This is a genomic window from Brevibacillus parabrevis, assembly GCF_022701015.1.
In the GTDB taxonomy this organism is placed as follows: Bacteria; Bacillota; Bacilli; order Brevibacillales; family Brevibacillaceae; genus Brevibacillus; species Brevibacillus parabrevis.
Genome location: NZ_CP064090.1, coordinates 3,124,698 through 3,137,670, shown reverse-complemented (window position 1 = coordinate 3,137,670; position 12,973 = coordinate 3,124,698). Strand labels below are relative to the sequence as shown.

The 12,973-nt window shown below is 53.7% G+C and carries 15 protein-coding genes; 9 read left to right on the top strand and 6 right to left on the bottom strand.

Annotated features, from left to right (window positions below):
* Positions 1–42: 42 nt before the first annotated feature.
* Positions 43–2,223: a DNA topoisomerase III gene (locus IRJ17_RS15020; RefSeq protein WP_122965033.1), complete on the bottom strand. Its 2,181-nt coding sequence runs from the start codon at positions 2,221–2,223 to the stop codon at positions 43–45.
* A 39-nt stretch (positions 2,224–2,262) separates the two neighbouring features.
* Positions 2,263–3,414, bottom strand: coding sequence for a DUF2515 domain-containing protein (locus IRJ17_RS15015; protein ID WP_242770992.1), 1,152 nt, complete (start codon positions 3,412–3,414; stop codon positions 2,263–2,265).
* A 50-nt stretch (positions 3,415–3,464) separates the two neighbouring features.
* Here IRJ17_RS15015 and shc point away from each other — a divergent pair, with 50 nt between their 5' ends.
* On the top strand, positions 3,465–5,366 hold the full coding sequence (gene shc, locus IRJ17_RS15010; RefSeq protein ID WP_242770990.1) for a squalene--hopene cyclase: 1,902 nt from the start codon (positions 3,465–3,467) through the stop codon (positions 5,364–5,366).
* A gap of 9 nt (positions 5,367–5,375) precedes the next feature.
* Here the strand turns inward: shc and IRJ17_RS15005 are convergent, their stop codons facing one another.
* On the bottom strand, positions 5,376–5,582 hold the full coding sequence (locus IRJ17_RS15005) for a hypothetical protein (protein WP_242770988.1): 207 nt from the start codon (positions 5,580–5,582) through the stop codon (positions 5,376–5,378).
* Between the two features lie 168 nt (positions 5,583–5,750).
* Between IRJ17_RS15005 and IRJ17_RS15000 the strand changes: the two genes are divergently transcribed.
* Genes IRJ17_RS15000 through IRJ17_RS14975 form a run of 6 tightly spaced genes read left to right on the top strand, consistent with a single transcriptional unit; the run spans position 5,751 to position 7,685 of the window.
* Positions 5,751–6,002 carry a spore germination protein gene (locus tag IRJ17_RS15000; RefSeq protein WP_063230422.1) on the top strand — a complete coding sequence of 84 codons (252 nt, stop codon included), beginning with the start codon at positions 5,751–5,753 and terminating at the stop codon, positions 6,000–6,002.
* Positions 5,999–6,223: a spore germination protein GerPB gene (locus tag IRJ17_RS14995; RefSeq protein WP_173597046.1), complete on the top strand. Its 225-nt coding sequence runs from the start codon at positions 5,999–6,001 to the stop codon at positions 6,221–6,223. The genes IRJ17_RS15000 and IRJ17_RS14995 overlap by 4 nt, the downstream gene beginning before the upstream one ends.
* A 34-nt stretch (positions 6,224–6,257) precedes the next feature.
* A complete protein-coding gene (gene gerPC / locus IRJ17_RS14990; protein WP_217021517.1) occupies positions 6,258–6,872 on the top strand; it encodes a spore germination protein GerPC in 615 nt (204 codons plus the stop codon).
* A gap of 1 nt (position 6,873) precedes the next feature.
* The gene (locus IRJ17_RS14985; RefSeq protein WP_122965029.1) at positions 6,874–7,059 is read left to right on the top strand and encodes a spore gernimation protein; all 186 of its coding nucleotides are present in this window, start codon (positions 6,874–6,876) and stop codon (positions 7,057–7,059) included.
* A gap of 14 nt (positions 7,060–7,073) precedes the next feature.
* Positions 7,074–7,466 carry a spore germination protein GerPE gene (locus tag IRJ17_RS14980; RefSeq protein ID WP_122965028.1) on the top strand — a complete coding sequence of 131 codons (393 nt, stop codon included), beginning with the start codon at positions 7,074–7,076 and terminating at the stop codon, positions 7,464–7,466.
* 3 nt (positions 7,467–7,469) lie between these two features.
* Positions 7,470–7,685: a spore germination protein gene (locus tag IRJ17_RS14975; protein ID WP_063230417.1), complete on the top strand. Its 216-nt coding sequence runs from the start codon at positions 7,470–7,472 to the stop codon at positions 7,683–7,685.
* Positions 7,686–7,793: 108 nt separating this feature from the next.
* Here IRJ17_RS14975 and IRJ17_RS14970 read toward each other — a convergent pair whose 3' ends face one another.
* A complete protein-coding gene (locus IRJ17_RS14970) occupies positions 7,794–8,399 on the bottom strand; it encodes an Hsp20/alpha crystallin family protein (RefSeq protein WP_122965027.1) in 606 nt (201 codons plus the stop codon).
* A gap of 85 nt (positions 8,400–8,484) precedes the next feature.
* Entirely contained in the window at positions 8,485–9,828 is a 1,344-nt protein-coding gene (locus tag IRJ17_RS14965; protein WP_242770986.1) for an LCP family protein, read from the bottom strand.
* Positions 9,829–10,058: 230 nt separating this feature from the next.
* Between IRJ17_RS14965 and IRJ17_RS14960 the strand changes: the two genes are divergently transcribed.
* Both IRJ17_RS14960 and IRJ17_RS14955 read left to right on the top strand, forming a co-directional pair.
* The gene (locus IRJ17_RS14960) at positions 10,059–10,982 is read left to right on the top strand and encodes an NAD(P)/FAD-dependent oxidoreductase (protein ID WP_242770984.1); all 924 of its coding nucleotides are present in this window, start codon (positions 10,059–10,061) and stop codon (positions 10,980–10,982) included.
* 21 nt (positions 10,983–11,003) lie between these two features.
* Positions 11,004–11,486 carry an NUDIX domain-containing protein gene (locus tag IRJ17_RS14955; protein ID WP_173597044.1) on the top strand — a complete coding sequence of 161 codons (483 nt, stop codon included), beginning with the start codon at positions 11,004–11,006 and terminating at the stop codon, positions 11,484–11,486.
* A 98-nt stretch (positions 11,487–11,584) separates the two neighbouring features.
* Here the strand turns inward: IRJ17_RS14955 and IRJ17_RS14950 are convergent, their stop codons facing one another.
* A complete protein-coding gene (locus IRJ17_RS14950; RefSeq protein WP_122965023.1) occupies positions 11,585–12,973 on the bottom strand; it encodes an MFS transporter in 1,389 nt (462 codons plus the stop codon).

Below are 12,973 nucleotides of genomic sequence, written 5' to 3'. Positions count from 1 at the left end.
CGTTACTTACGCAAGCAAGTTTCAAAATGATGTCTTTTTCTTCTATGCATTTTTTTCCGCCAAGGCTGGCATGCTGACTTTCGCCTTTTTGTCCGCTTCATCCCACTGCAAGTACGCGTCGAAGCGCTCTTTCCCTTTGACAAAGCCTTTGATCAGATTGGTCTTGCCTGTTTCCATCAGCTTTTTGGCCGCAGCCGGAGTAATTTTTTTCCCCATGATCGTCTTGGAAATAGTGACGGTACACTGGGACTTTTTATAGTTGGCGCACCCGTAAAACTCTCCCTTGTCTACGAGATCGCCGCCACACGCCCGGCAAGCAGCCACTTTCGAGCCGATGGAAAACTTGGACGCCTGCTTGGATGTGGGCAATGCTTCGACGTCGTACGCTTCCAGCTTCCATTCGCGGGACTGCTCGACGGCATCCTCGACGATCTTGTGCGAGAGCTTGCGCACCTGTTCCATGAAAACTTGCGCGGAAGCATCGCCCTGCCCGATTTCCTGAAGGCGCTGCTCCCATCTGGCTGTCATTTCCGGGGAAGCGAGAATTTTGTCGCCGATGACGTCGATGAGCAGCGTCCCTTTTTGCGTTGCGAACACCTGGTTTTTGCGGACTTCAATATACTTGCGTTCCTTGAGCATGTTGATGATCCCAGCTCTGGTCGCCTCTGTCCCCAAGCCTTCTGTCTTCATCAGCACCTTTTCCAGCTCCTGATTGTCGAGGTGCTTCCCGGCTGTCTTCATCAGCGTGATCAGTTGGCCTTCCGTGTAGCGTTTGGGCGGCTGGGTCTTGCTTTCTTTGGCTTCTACTTTGTGCACTTTCCCCGTCTCGCCTTTGGCAAGCGGAGGCAGCACAGCTTCCTTGTCATCCTTTTCCTCATCAAACAACACTTCGCGCCAGCCAGCCCTGATTTGCACCTTGCCTTTGCTGATGAAAACGGCGCGGCCGTCGACCAGCGTGTTCACCGTCGTATAGTCAAACAAGGCGCTTTCCTGATGCGCGGCAATGAGGCGTCTTGCCACCAGGTCGTAAATTTTTCGCTCCTCGTCGCTCAGCCTGGAAACGGTCGGCACTTGCTCGGTTGGGATGATCGCATAGTGATCGGTCACCTTTTTTTGGTTGACGTACCGTTTGTCCGAGGCGATGGATGCTTTCGCCAAAGGAAAGTGTGGCTGGTACTCCGGCTGCTTCGACAGTTTGTTCAAAATGTCGGGAAACGTCTTCGCCTCCTCCTGGGTGACAAAAGACGAGTCGGAGCGCGGATAGGATAAAAGCCCCTTCACGTACAGCTTTTGCGCAATCTCCAACGTTTTTTGCGGCGAATACTTGAACATTTTATTCGCCGTCGCCTGTAACGAGGACAGATTGAACAAATAAGGCGGCAAAAATTCTTTGCGCTCGGTTTCCACCTCGCTAACCTCGCTTGGCTTGTCCCGGCAAAAAGCGGCAATCCGCTCTGCCAACTGCGGATCGAGGATGCGCGACTCCCCGTCTTCTTTGTGCCAGACGCCTTCGTAGCGCTTCTTGCCGATGGCAAACGTCGCCTTGACTTCCCAGAAAGGCTCCGGCTTGAACGCCGCGATTTCTTTTTCCCGCTTGACCACCAGTGCGAGCGTTGGCGTCTGGACCCGTCCCGCCGAAAAGACGTCTTTGATCCCTCTTTGCTGCAACAACAACGTATAGACGCGCGATGCATTCATGCCTACCAGCCAATCCGCACAAGAGCGGCTGTACGCCTCATGGTACAGATTGCGCGTCTCTGTCTCCTCAAGCAAGGCCGCGAAGCCTGCGGTTACGGCTTTCTCCGTCAGGGAGGAAATCCACAGCCGCTTCATCGGTTTGCGCACTTTGCACATCTCGACAATCGTGCGGACAATCAGCTCCCCTTCGCGCCCGGCGTCGCCCGCATGGATGATTTCGGTCACGTCTGAACGCTTCAACAGCTGTTTGATGATGCCAAACTGCTTCGCTTTTGACTTCATCACCTGGTGCTGAAACGATTGCGGCACTAAAGGCAGTGTGGCAAGCGACCACTTTTTCCACGCCGGGTTGTAGGCTTCCGGCGGCACCAGTTCACAAATATGCCCGACCGCCCAAGTAAAAAAGGCTCCTTTCGGAAACATCCGATTCGGGTGCACTTCAACGAAGCCTTGTTGTTTTCTATGGGCAAAAGGACTGGCAAGCTTCATGGCCTGGTCCGGTTTTTCTGCTATGACGACTTTCATGCATGCTCTTCTCCCTGTGTTCAATCTGTCTCTATTCTACTACATCGAGCCAAAGATTTTCCCTTTTGCCAGCACAGCCAGCTCGATTTTTTCAATCGCCTGGCAATAGACGCCTTCTGCATCGGCCAAAACAGGCGGTGTATCTGCTGCGGCGAATGCCAGTTGCCGCATGACGCCTTTGCTGCCTTCGTACCAGTCTATGTCCTTTGGCGCTTCGTGCTGTACCCGTTGCCATGCTTGGCGCAGCGCAGGAGAGTAGAGTCGCTTGGCGCCAGGCAAAAGCGCGCACCCGCGCACCGTTTTTTGATACGGCTTCCCTGGCATTGTCTCGCGCAAATCGTGGAACAGGTGCGGCCAAAAATCTTTGCGGGAGCCGGAATGTGGCTTCTGCTCTGCCCACTTCTCTACTCCCTCCCTGGTTTTCGTGTCGCGATACAAAAGGCTGTACAGTCGTTTGCCCAACTCGATTCGTTCAACCAGCGAGGCAAACTGAAGCACTTGATCGCCGAGCAGCCGCAACGGAGCGTTTGACCGTCCCTCCGCTTCGTACGGAAACAAGATCAAGTTGAGCCGAAGCACTTCCTGCAAGGCAAAAGGCCACGTTTTGACCACGCTATGGCGGTACGTCGCATCTCCCATCATCTGCGTCTCCAAATAGTTTTGCTCGTTCACAATCAGCCCAATAGTGAGCAGCTTGCTGTCGCCTTTCTCCCAGAAGTGGTTCCAGAGCGCTTGCATGAAGCGGGAGACGCCGAATTGGGGCAGGAGGTGAAAAAGATTGGTCTGGCGCTTGACGCTCTCCTCATACAGTAGTAATTGAGGGTAGGCATCTTGAAAAATAAGCCAGTTGCCCCGCTCCAAAAAAGAAAAATAGTCGTGCTGTTCTTTTGTGGAAAGCAGCCTGGGCAGCAGTTCGCCGCGCAAATCTGTCATGCTCCATCCGGCATTGCGCGAAACGAGATGCGCCAAAAGTGCCCAATGAACTTCGGGATGCCGGCGAAAAAAAGCCAAATAGGCGCTCGTCCTGTCCAGATTGTCGCCGTTGCTTTCCTTTGTTTTGTTGCGAATGTCCGTGACCGTGTCCTGGTCTTTTTTTATGAGGGGATTGGCAGCCTGACTCGCTCGCTTTCCTTTTCCAAGCTCGCGTGCAAGCGGCCACAGAGTCGCGTACGTTTGCCATGCCCGGCCCATCATTCGTCCCTCCCCTCTGGCAAAAGCATGTGTGATGGAGGTGTTTGTCATTGCTGCAAGTACGGCAAGAAATCAACCGCATTCAGTCTCTGCTCCTCAGCCAGCAAAAACAGGATGGCTCCTGGCGCTTTTGTCTGGAAAGCTCCCCGACGACTGACGCTCACATGATCATCCTATTGCGCACGCTCGGAATTGATGATGAGCGATTGATCGATGGACTTGCGACCCGCATTGCCGCTCTCCAGCAGGAAAATGGCGCCTGGAAGCTGTATCCGGACGAGGCGGAAGGGAATTTGTCGACGACGCTGGACTGTTACTACGCCCTGCTGTTCTCGCGCCGCTACCAAAAAAATGATCCTCGCCTGGTTCCCGCTCGCGAGTTCATTCGCGCCAAAGGCGGACTGACCGAAGCCAATTTGCTGACCAAATTTGCCGCTGCCCTGACCGGACAGTACAAGTGGCCCGCTCATTTTCTCGTGCCTGTAGAAATTGCCTTGCTGCCCCCTTCCTCGCCTGTCAGCTTTTACGATTTTGTCGGATATGCCCGCGTGCATCTCGCCCCGATGATGATTGTTGCCGACCGCAAGTTTGCCAAAGGAACGGCGGACACGCCCGATTTGTCTGATTTGTACGTGACGGCTCCGATCTCTCCCGGCCTTTATCCGCACCGCTTGCTGGATCGTTTTGCCCGTGGCGGCCAGCCTTTCCTTGCTTCGATCCACGAGCATGTCATGCGCCTGCCTTTGCTGCCCGGCTTGCTGCACGAGCTATCGCTGCGCAGACTGGAGCAGTTTATGTTGGCTCGCGTGGAAGCCGACGGAACGCTGTACAACTACTCCACCTCCACCTTTTTCATGGTCTTTGCCCTGCTTGCCCGCGGCTATTCTCCCCGCGATCCGCACATCGCGAAAGCGGTCGTCGGGCTGCGCGACAGCGTATGCCAAACGCCGGAAGGCTCTCACCTGCAACTGGCGACTTCCGCCGTCTGGGATACTTCCCTCCTGGCACACGCTCTCCAGCAAAGCGGCCTGTCCGCCAATCACCCTGCTATCGCGTCAGCCAACCGCTACTTGCTTGCGAAACAGCAACATACGTACGGCGACTGGAAAATTCGCAATCCGGCAGGACACCCGGGAGGCTGGGGTTTTTCCGACTTCAACACGCTGAACCCCGACATCGACGATACGACAGCCGCTTTGCGGGCATTACGCGCCCAATCGCGGCTGGACAAAACGACAGCCGCCGCCTGGAAGCGCGGACTCGACTGGATTTTGTCCATGCAAAACGACGATGGCGGCTGGCCTGCCTTTGAGAAAAATACAGACTCCGCCCTGATCCGCAACTTGCCGATTGAGGGGTCAGATACGGTCAGCACCGATCCTTCCTCTGCTGATTTGACCGGAAGAACATTGGAGTTTCTCGGTCGATACGCCGGGTACAAGGAAAGCGACGCCCCTGTGCAAAAAGCCGTTCGCTGGCTGCTCACCCATCAGGAAGCGGACGGGTCGTGGTACGGTCGCTGGGGGATTGCCTATGTGTACGGAACATGGGCGGCGATTACCGGACTTGCCGCAGTCGGTGTAACGTCCACTCACCCCGCGGTCCAAAAGGCTGTCGCCTGGCTGCTCGGCACGCAAAACGCTGACGGGGGCTGGGGCGAATCATGCCACAGCGACGAGAAAAAAACATACGTCGCTCTCGGCGCAAGCACGCCTTCCCAAACAGCCTGGGCGCTCGATGCTCTCATCGCCGTCTCCCCTGAGCCTACGCCCCCGATTTTGCGAGGGATCGACTTTTTATCCCGGCAAAGTCAGGCGACGAGCTGGTCTGTCACGTATCCGACAGGAGGCGGACGGCCTGGCGGCACGTATTTTGCCTATCACAGCTATCGCTTCATCTGGCCGTTGCTCGCTCTTGGCCACTTCGAGCACAAATATGGTTCATCCCGTTAGGCGAGGCTGTCATCGGCCTCGTCTTGTTGGTGCTGGTGGTGTCGTCGGTCGAATCGGTACCTCTTTGCTGTAGATGAGCGAGTCTTTTGGCGTGTCAAAAACCGATGTGCAACTGATCACGTCCGCATCTCCGATCAAAACAAGCGATGACTGCTGCACGCCCCCTACTTTGATGTCTCCAAGCGCAATCTTTTTATTGTTGACTTTCATGTTCATTCTGCTCGTTCTCCTTTTTCCTTCATCGCACTTTTGCTCTATGCGGGATTTTGTATTGTATGCCTGCACTGCCCAGCGCGGACCGCGAACCCAAAAACAGGTATGAACACCCAGTGCCCTCCCACATACAATACAGAAAGGCTCTTTCGTAAAAAGGATGTGTCGAAGATGCCAGCCATTGTTGGGGTCATCAATGTAAACAGCATAAGCGGCGTCTTCAATGTCGGAGACGTCCGGAGAATTTCCCCTGTCAGCTACTCCAAAACCTTTGCAGGAGGAGGCTCGTTCAACTCTGGCACCAATCTTTCGTTCAAGATTCCGCGCAGCGTAGTCTACGTGAACGAAACGACCAGCAACGAACTTCCCATCTTCGTGGAGGATACGAGCGATTCTGCGGCAGAGGGACGGGATTTTCCATGAATTTTTTTATTCATCAAAACATCGTCATCCACAATTTGAAGATTGATGGCATAACCAACTCATCGGTTTGTCAAATCGGCAGTGCCGGCATCATCAAGCCGCTATCCCAGCTTTACAACACAGGCGGATTCACGGAGCCGGCCCCCGCAGCCGGACCGTTGCCCGAGACTTCTTCGGCAGAATTTATTCCGCTTGTCCCATTGGTTGAGCCTTCACGCTGACCAGCTTTATGTTTGATGAAGAAGGATGATCGTCATGTACATCGGTTCCGAAGTGATGCAGTATTTGCAACAGTTACATGACTATATACAAACACAGAACAAAAAAATCGAGAAAATGAAGCAAATGATAGAAGAATTGCAGCAAGATATCAAAGACTTGAAAGAGAAACAGGTTCCTTCTGTAATCAAAAACGAGTACAAGTTTGATCTGTTGAAGGTGGAACGGCTAGAAGGAACGCTCAATATCGGTCTCAACCCGAAAGGCAACGATTCGGGAATCGGCGAGCTTTCCATCAATCAGACGATGAATGTGCCGTCTGACGAGCAAAAAAACTCGCCGCTGTTTGACCGCGTGCAAAAAGAAATATACCGCTACCTGGAGTCGGACGCCTATCACGTGCTGGAACGAATCGAAGAAGAGTGCGGATATCCACTGAATGACGACTACCGGGCTTTTATATTGGACGATATCAAAAAGCAAATTGATCAGCGCATCCGCTATTACGTCAATCAGCTTCCCGCCGATGACCTGGAGCCGGAACAAATCGACGCCTTGGTGCCAAAAATAGTCCAGAAGGTCAAGCGGGATATCGAAAAAACGTGTGAGAGCTTCGTCAAAAATCTGCCTCGCGAGGTGAACGAACCCTGATATGATCTACCAGGTGATAAATGGTGCCGTCTGCGTCGGCAAGCTTTCGATTGATGCCTTGTCATCCTCTGCATCCTTGTTCATTGGAGATACAACAACGGTCAAACTGCTGTCCATTTATGAAACTCCGCCAGAATCGATGATCATTGGAGCGGTCCCGGTTGATACCGCGCTCACTCCGCCATAAGGAGGCGACAGCTGTTGTACCGAAGAACAAGCCACGTCAAAAAGTTGAGCAGCATCTCCATCGATTCTTCCTCTGTTTTGCAACTTGGCGATTCCAGGCAAGTGCATACCCAAGCCAATATTTTGGCGATTCAACGGGAAAAAGCGATTTTTTTCAAAAATGAACTGCCTTTTGCCGATTACGATGTGTTCAGCGTTCCGTTAGCAGCTCCTTGCCCCGAGGAGCCGATATGCATCGATACGTTTCACGACTGCACACATCTGCGCGTGCGAAAAGTCGACGTGCCGTTCGCTGCGGCATCTTCCGTGATCCATATCGGTTCCACCGAATGCCTGACCCTGGAAACACGCGTGAAAAATATCCGGCATTTGCTTCGCGACGAACCAAAGCCGAAGAGAGGGGATTAACCAGTGCCTTCCGTGGTGGGAGCTGTCAATATCAACAGCAACTCGGGAACTGTCAACTTCGGGGATACCTTGAACATCTCCCCGAAAAGCGCAACGAAAACCTTTTCCGGCTCTGGGGGCGGCAATACGGGCAATGTCGTCAATACGATCAACGGCGCCAATGCAACCAATACGCTTGATCCGAGCATTGTCGATCAGCCGCTGGTAGGGAATATATGAACGAACAGTGTTAATGGCTTTCATTAGCACTGTTTTTGCCCGCAGGCGGACATGCCTCCTTTTCGCCTCGGGAAACCGCAAAAAAGAGGAGGTACGTGAAGTCCTCCCCTACAGCTTCGCCTTGAATGTCGTTTTTCGCTCCCGATAGTCCGCATCACGGTGCAAAATGATTTCCAGCAAGCCATCCTGGTACTGTGCTTTCATTCCTTTTGCGACCACCGGAGCTGGTAGCTCGATATTCCGTTGAAAAGAGCCGTAGCTCCTCTCTGTTTTCACGCACGCGCCGTTGTAATTCGGCTCTTTGACTTCCCCTTTGATTTCGAGCAGCTTTTGCTCGACCAGTGCCAACTCCAGGCTGTCGCGCGCGAAGCCCGGCAATTCGCAGCAGACGATTACCGCTTGCTCCGACAAGAACACATCCGTGACAGGATAATCAGTCGTTTCTTCCTCCTGCACGACCCGCACTGGCTTGCCTTTGGGCTGTTTCGCGCTCTTTTGGCTGGTCTGCACGACCTTCGTCGTCTTCGTGGTAGAGGTCGTTGTCTGATTCGGCGTTTGTTTGCTGAGTGCCGCTACATTTTCCCAAAAACTCGCGTCCATGATTTGATTCATCTGGCGCAAAGCACCCCACGGATGCTCTTTGTCCAGATTTAATTTTCCCAGGCTTTGCGAAGCCTTTTGCAACTGCTTCAACGTCTCTTGCCAATTTTTCAAGGACGTGGCCTCCTTCCCTCAAGCTGACATACGCCCGTTTTTGGCAGTATATGTGGCTCGCTTTGGGAAGGGTGCACAAAAATCATTATGTCTGCCCATTGTCACTGACATCTGGCGCGGGTGCTGGCGGCGCGATAATGTCAGGAGGCGGCATGTCGCTCGGGTACGTCTCGCCGGACTGCCCGTTTCCTCCATCCGGTACGGGAGTTGGCTCTGGCGTCGTTTCCGGTTTAGCTGCCGGGGTTGTCGGTTTCTCCGATTTTGGCTTCGTTTCTTTGGTCGGGGATGAAGTGGACGGCTTTGGCGTCGTCGGCCTTGTCTCTGTTTTCATCTCGATCTTGGCAACTTCCGCAACCGACGCGTTGCTCAGTTGGTTCGTTGATTCGGCTACGCCCAGTTCCTTTTGCAGCGTACTGCGGACCGCCTGCATGTTCTCCCGCGGCCACAAGGAATACGGCGAGCTCCAGATCGCCCCGTTTTCCAGCGAGACGATATTATCCGAAGAAATCGTGCCGAAATCCATGGCCATGCCTTTGATTTGATCCTTCGACAAATCTGTTTTAATATGCTGTCCAACCGTTTCCATCACCGATGTCAGACGGGTAACTCCGTCCATCGAGATCATTTTGTCCGCTACTGCGCGAATCACTTGCTGTTGACGGCGGTTGCGGTCAAAGTCGCTCGAATTGTAAGCACTGCCGCGCCTGTCGATCCGGTGTCTGACAAAGCCCAAAGCCTGTTCGCCATTCAGCACCTGGGTTCCCTTTTTCAAATTTCGGTAGACGCCTTGCTTGGGAAGCTCATAGACGAGATCGCGATCCACATCTACCTTGACGCCGCCAAGCTTGTCAACCGCTGCCGTAAAGCCCTCGAAGTCGAGCTGGACGTAATGGCCGACAGAGATTCCAAACATATGCTCCAGCGTTTTCTTGAGCATCGTCATACCGTTTTCCGTCACAGGTTTGCCTTTGCTTTCTGCCAGCTTTTTCTGACCTTCGCCAAGTGCAAAAACTTCATTGATCTTGTGATAACCTGGGTATCCGGGAATCTCGACCCGCGTGTCGCGCGGCAAGGATACCATCGTCACTTTTTTCGTCACAGGATTCGCGACCGCGACAACCAGTACGTCTGTGTTCAGCATCCCGATGTTTTTCCGCGTGTCCACCCCGACAATGACGAACGCAATCGATTTCTTATCCTCATACGGCTGCTCGACGACGGGCTGATCGGGAAGCTTGTACGGATCTTCCGTCACGACTTCCAGTGTCTGGTCGACCTTGTTGAGCGCGTATCCCGCCCCGACCGCCAGCAAGCAGAGAAACAGGCACGCAGCCAAGAGCAGATACATCCGCTTGCTTCGCTGTCCGCGTTTTTTGCGTGTACGCGGCTGTTTCACAGGGGCCCTTTGTTTTTCGTTCTTGGCCTGCACGCAGGTTCACTCCTTTTCACATGCATGGTGTCACAATTCTATTCATTTTTTTTATTATTCTGGAAAAGCATGTCCTATTTTACCACATTCTGCTGTCAGATTGTAGCTGATGCCCGAGGGATCGCACCTGTTTTGTCGTTTTAGCGGCGAGTCCTTGCACTCCTTAAACGAAACAGGTAGTCTAAAACTATTGGGAAAACCGGAAAAAGAAAAGATCGGGGGACTGGAGAGTGGAACACGTACAGGTGCTGATCGCAGGCGGCGGCATCGCGGGGTTGTCTGCCGCTATTTGGTGCCAACGATTGGGGTTGTCTTGTTTGCTGGTAGAAAAAACAGATCGGCTCGGCGGCCAGTTGCATCAAATTCACAATGAAATTTGGGATTTTCCTCCGCGTGTGTATGCGCAAGGGGCTTCTTTGCTGGAAGATTTGTCCCGGCATCCTTCCGTGCAAAAACTGGCTGTCCGCTTTGAAGAAGAGCTGGTAGCCATCGATCGGGTCGCCAAAACCGTGACGACTTCCAAAGCGCTCTATCGCGTAGACTATTTGCTCGTTGCCACTGGTGTTGCCCCTAACCAAATTCCGGCTCTGGACGGCTGCCCCCGCGTCTTGCCACCCTCCTTCTCCACGACGGCGGAGGCTACGTCGGTAGCTGGACTGGACTTGGCTGTGATTGGCGGCGGAGATCGCGCTGTCGAGAGTGCCGTGAACCTCACCAAGCATGCTCGCCACGTCACCTTGCTGATCCGCAGCAACCATCTGCGTGCCCGACCCGATTGGCTGCGCAAAATGGCCGCGCTCCCCAATTTGACCGTTCTGTGGGAGACGGAAGTGAGCGGCTTTTTGCACCGCGAAGACCGGCTATGGTTGACATTGGCTTCGCGTCGGCCGGAAAATCCGCAACACTTGCTGGTCGACTGGATTTTGCCGCGCATTGGAGTCCATGGCAATTGCGCCGGGTTGGATGGATTGACCATGTTTGGAGACGGCTATTTGAAGACAGACGATTTTCAACGATCCGACGATGCGTGGATATACGGCTTGGGTGACGTCACCAACGGCGCTGCCTATGCCAGCCTGTCACTGGCTGTCGGGCAGGCTATGAAAGCCGTCAAGCATATTTCCATGCACGGCCGCTCGTCTACTCCGTTTTGAGCTTAGAAAGGAGCGCTGTTCTTGTACGTTTTTTCAGATGATTTCGGTTTGCCTGTGCAGCTTACCTTCGATCCGGACGAGTATCGCTCTCACCCGGCTGGGCACGTGCTCATCGTTCCCTTTTATCAAGGCAAGCTGCTGTTTACCCGTCATCGCAGCCGCGGTGTGGAGCTGCCCGGCGGAAAAGTCGAGCCTGGCGAAAGCAGTCTGGCGGCCGCCGTACGGGAAGTGTATGAAGAGACAGGTGCTGTCCTCGAAGGCATTGAGCGTATCGGGCAGTACACGCTGAGCGGCGGGCAACGAAAAGATATTTACATCGCAAAAGTGCTTACATACGAAAAGAACCCTCCCGGTGCTGACGTCCAGGAGACGGTCATGTTCGCGGATATTCCCCGGGACATCAAGAACGACGAGCAGTTTAGCCGGATTTTGCGCGACGACGTGTATCCGTTGACATTGGAGCGCGCCCTGCGGCATCCGTTTGCGGCCCACTCCGGCCAGTGAGCAAGCTTTTCTTTCAAGCGTCAGGTGAACAAAAACAGGCATGTCCGAACTGCAAGCCCTCCCTTTCTGGTGAGAGACTGCGGCAGGACTGCCTGTTTTTAATTTTTTTCTTTTTCCTTTTTCCCGGACAACAGGCGTGCAAACAGATCGTTCACATCAAGGCCGTACTTTTTGAGCGCATTCGCACGCCGCTTTTCCTGCTCGGTCTCCGGTTCGATTCCGAGCACCTCGGAGATTTGCCGCCATGCTTTCGTCTCTTGCTCTTTGGCAGCATCCTGCTCCGTGCTCTGCCCGGTCTGCTCAGCTTGCTTGGGCTTCAACAGGAAAATCGCCACTACCCCGAACACGAGCGACAGACCGGCGATGGAAAAGAACATGACGTTTCGCGAAATCCCGAGCAGCCACGTAAACACGGGCGGCCCGACCGCTACCCCCATAAAACGCACTCCGCTGTACAGGGATGTAATCATCCCCCGCTCGGCTTTCTGCACCGCTCCGACAATCATCGAATTGAGGCACGGCAAGATCATTCCCGTCCCGATGCTCCCAATGATGAGAATCCCGATCAGCACATAGGCGCCTTTGACGAAGCTGGCCAGTATATACGATGCCGACAGCAAAAACATCCCGATGATCACAAACAGGCGCATGAGGCCGAGCTTTTTGCGAATAATGACTCCCGTCAAATAGGCAGCAATACTCATGACCAAAAGCGGGATCGCCAAAAATCCGCCTTTGATGACACCGTCGATCTTGTACTTTTCTTCCAGCAGATCGGACAGGTAGAACAACACGCCGAACAGCGTGAACAAACAAATGCTGCCGATAAAAAACGCGGGGATCAGCCATTTTCCGTGCTGCTTGAACACTTCTCCGATCCTGTGCAAATACTGCTTGATGACAAGCGGCTTGCGTTCTTGCTTCTTTTCTTTTGTCAAAAACAGAAACAGTACAAGAACCGCCCCGCAAATAATCGGAAACGCGAGGAAGACCATGTACCAGGAAATCAAGGCGAGCAAGGAGCCAAAAATCGGACTCAACACTTTGCCCAATCCGTTCGAAGTCTCCATCAAGCCGAGCGCTTTGCTCTCCGAAGCTCCCTCAAACAGATCGCCCACCAGTGCCATGGCAATCGGCGCCGTCCCTGCTGCCCCAATCCCCTGCAAAACCCGTCCTCCCATGATCAGCATGTACGGCTGATCCAGCCACATCGCCCCAAGTCCTGCCAAAAGCCCCCCTACCCCGTACAGAGCCAGCGAAAACAAGATGACGATCTTCCGGCCAAAACGGTCAGACAAGTATCCTGCCAGCGGAATCACAATCCCCGCGGCAATCGAAAAGGCTGTAATGAGCAGACTGGTTTGCAGGGAGGTTAGGTGCATTTTGTTTTTCATCGTGGGCAAGACGGGAATGAGCATCGAGTTGCCCAACACCATCACCAGCGGGATTCCCGTCAGCCCTATCAGGTTTTTCGCATTTTGTGCCAT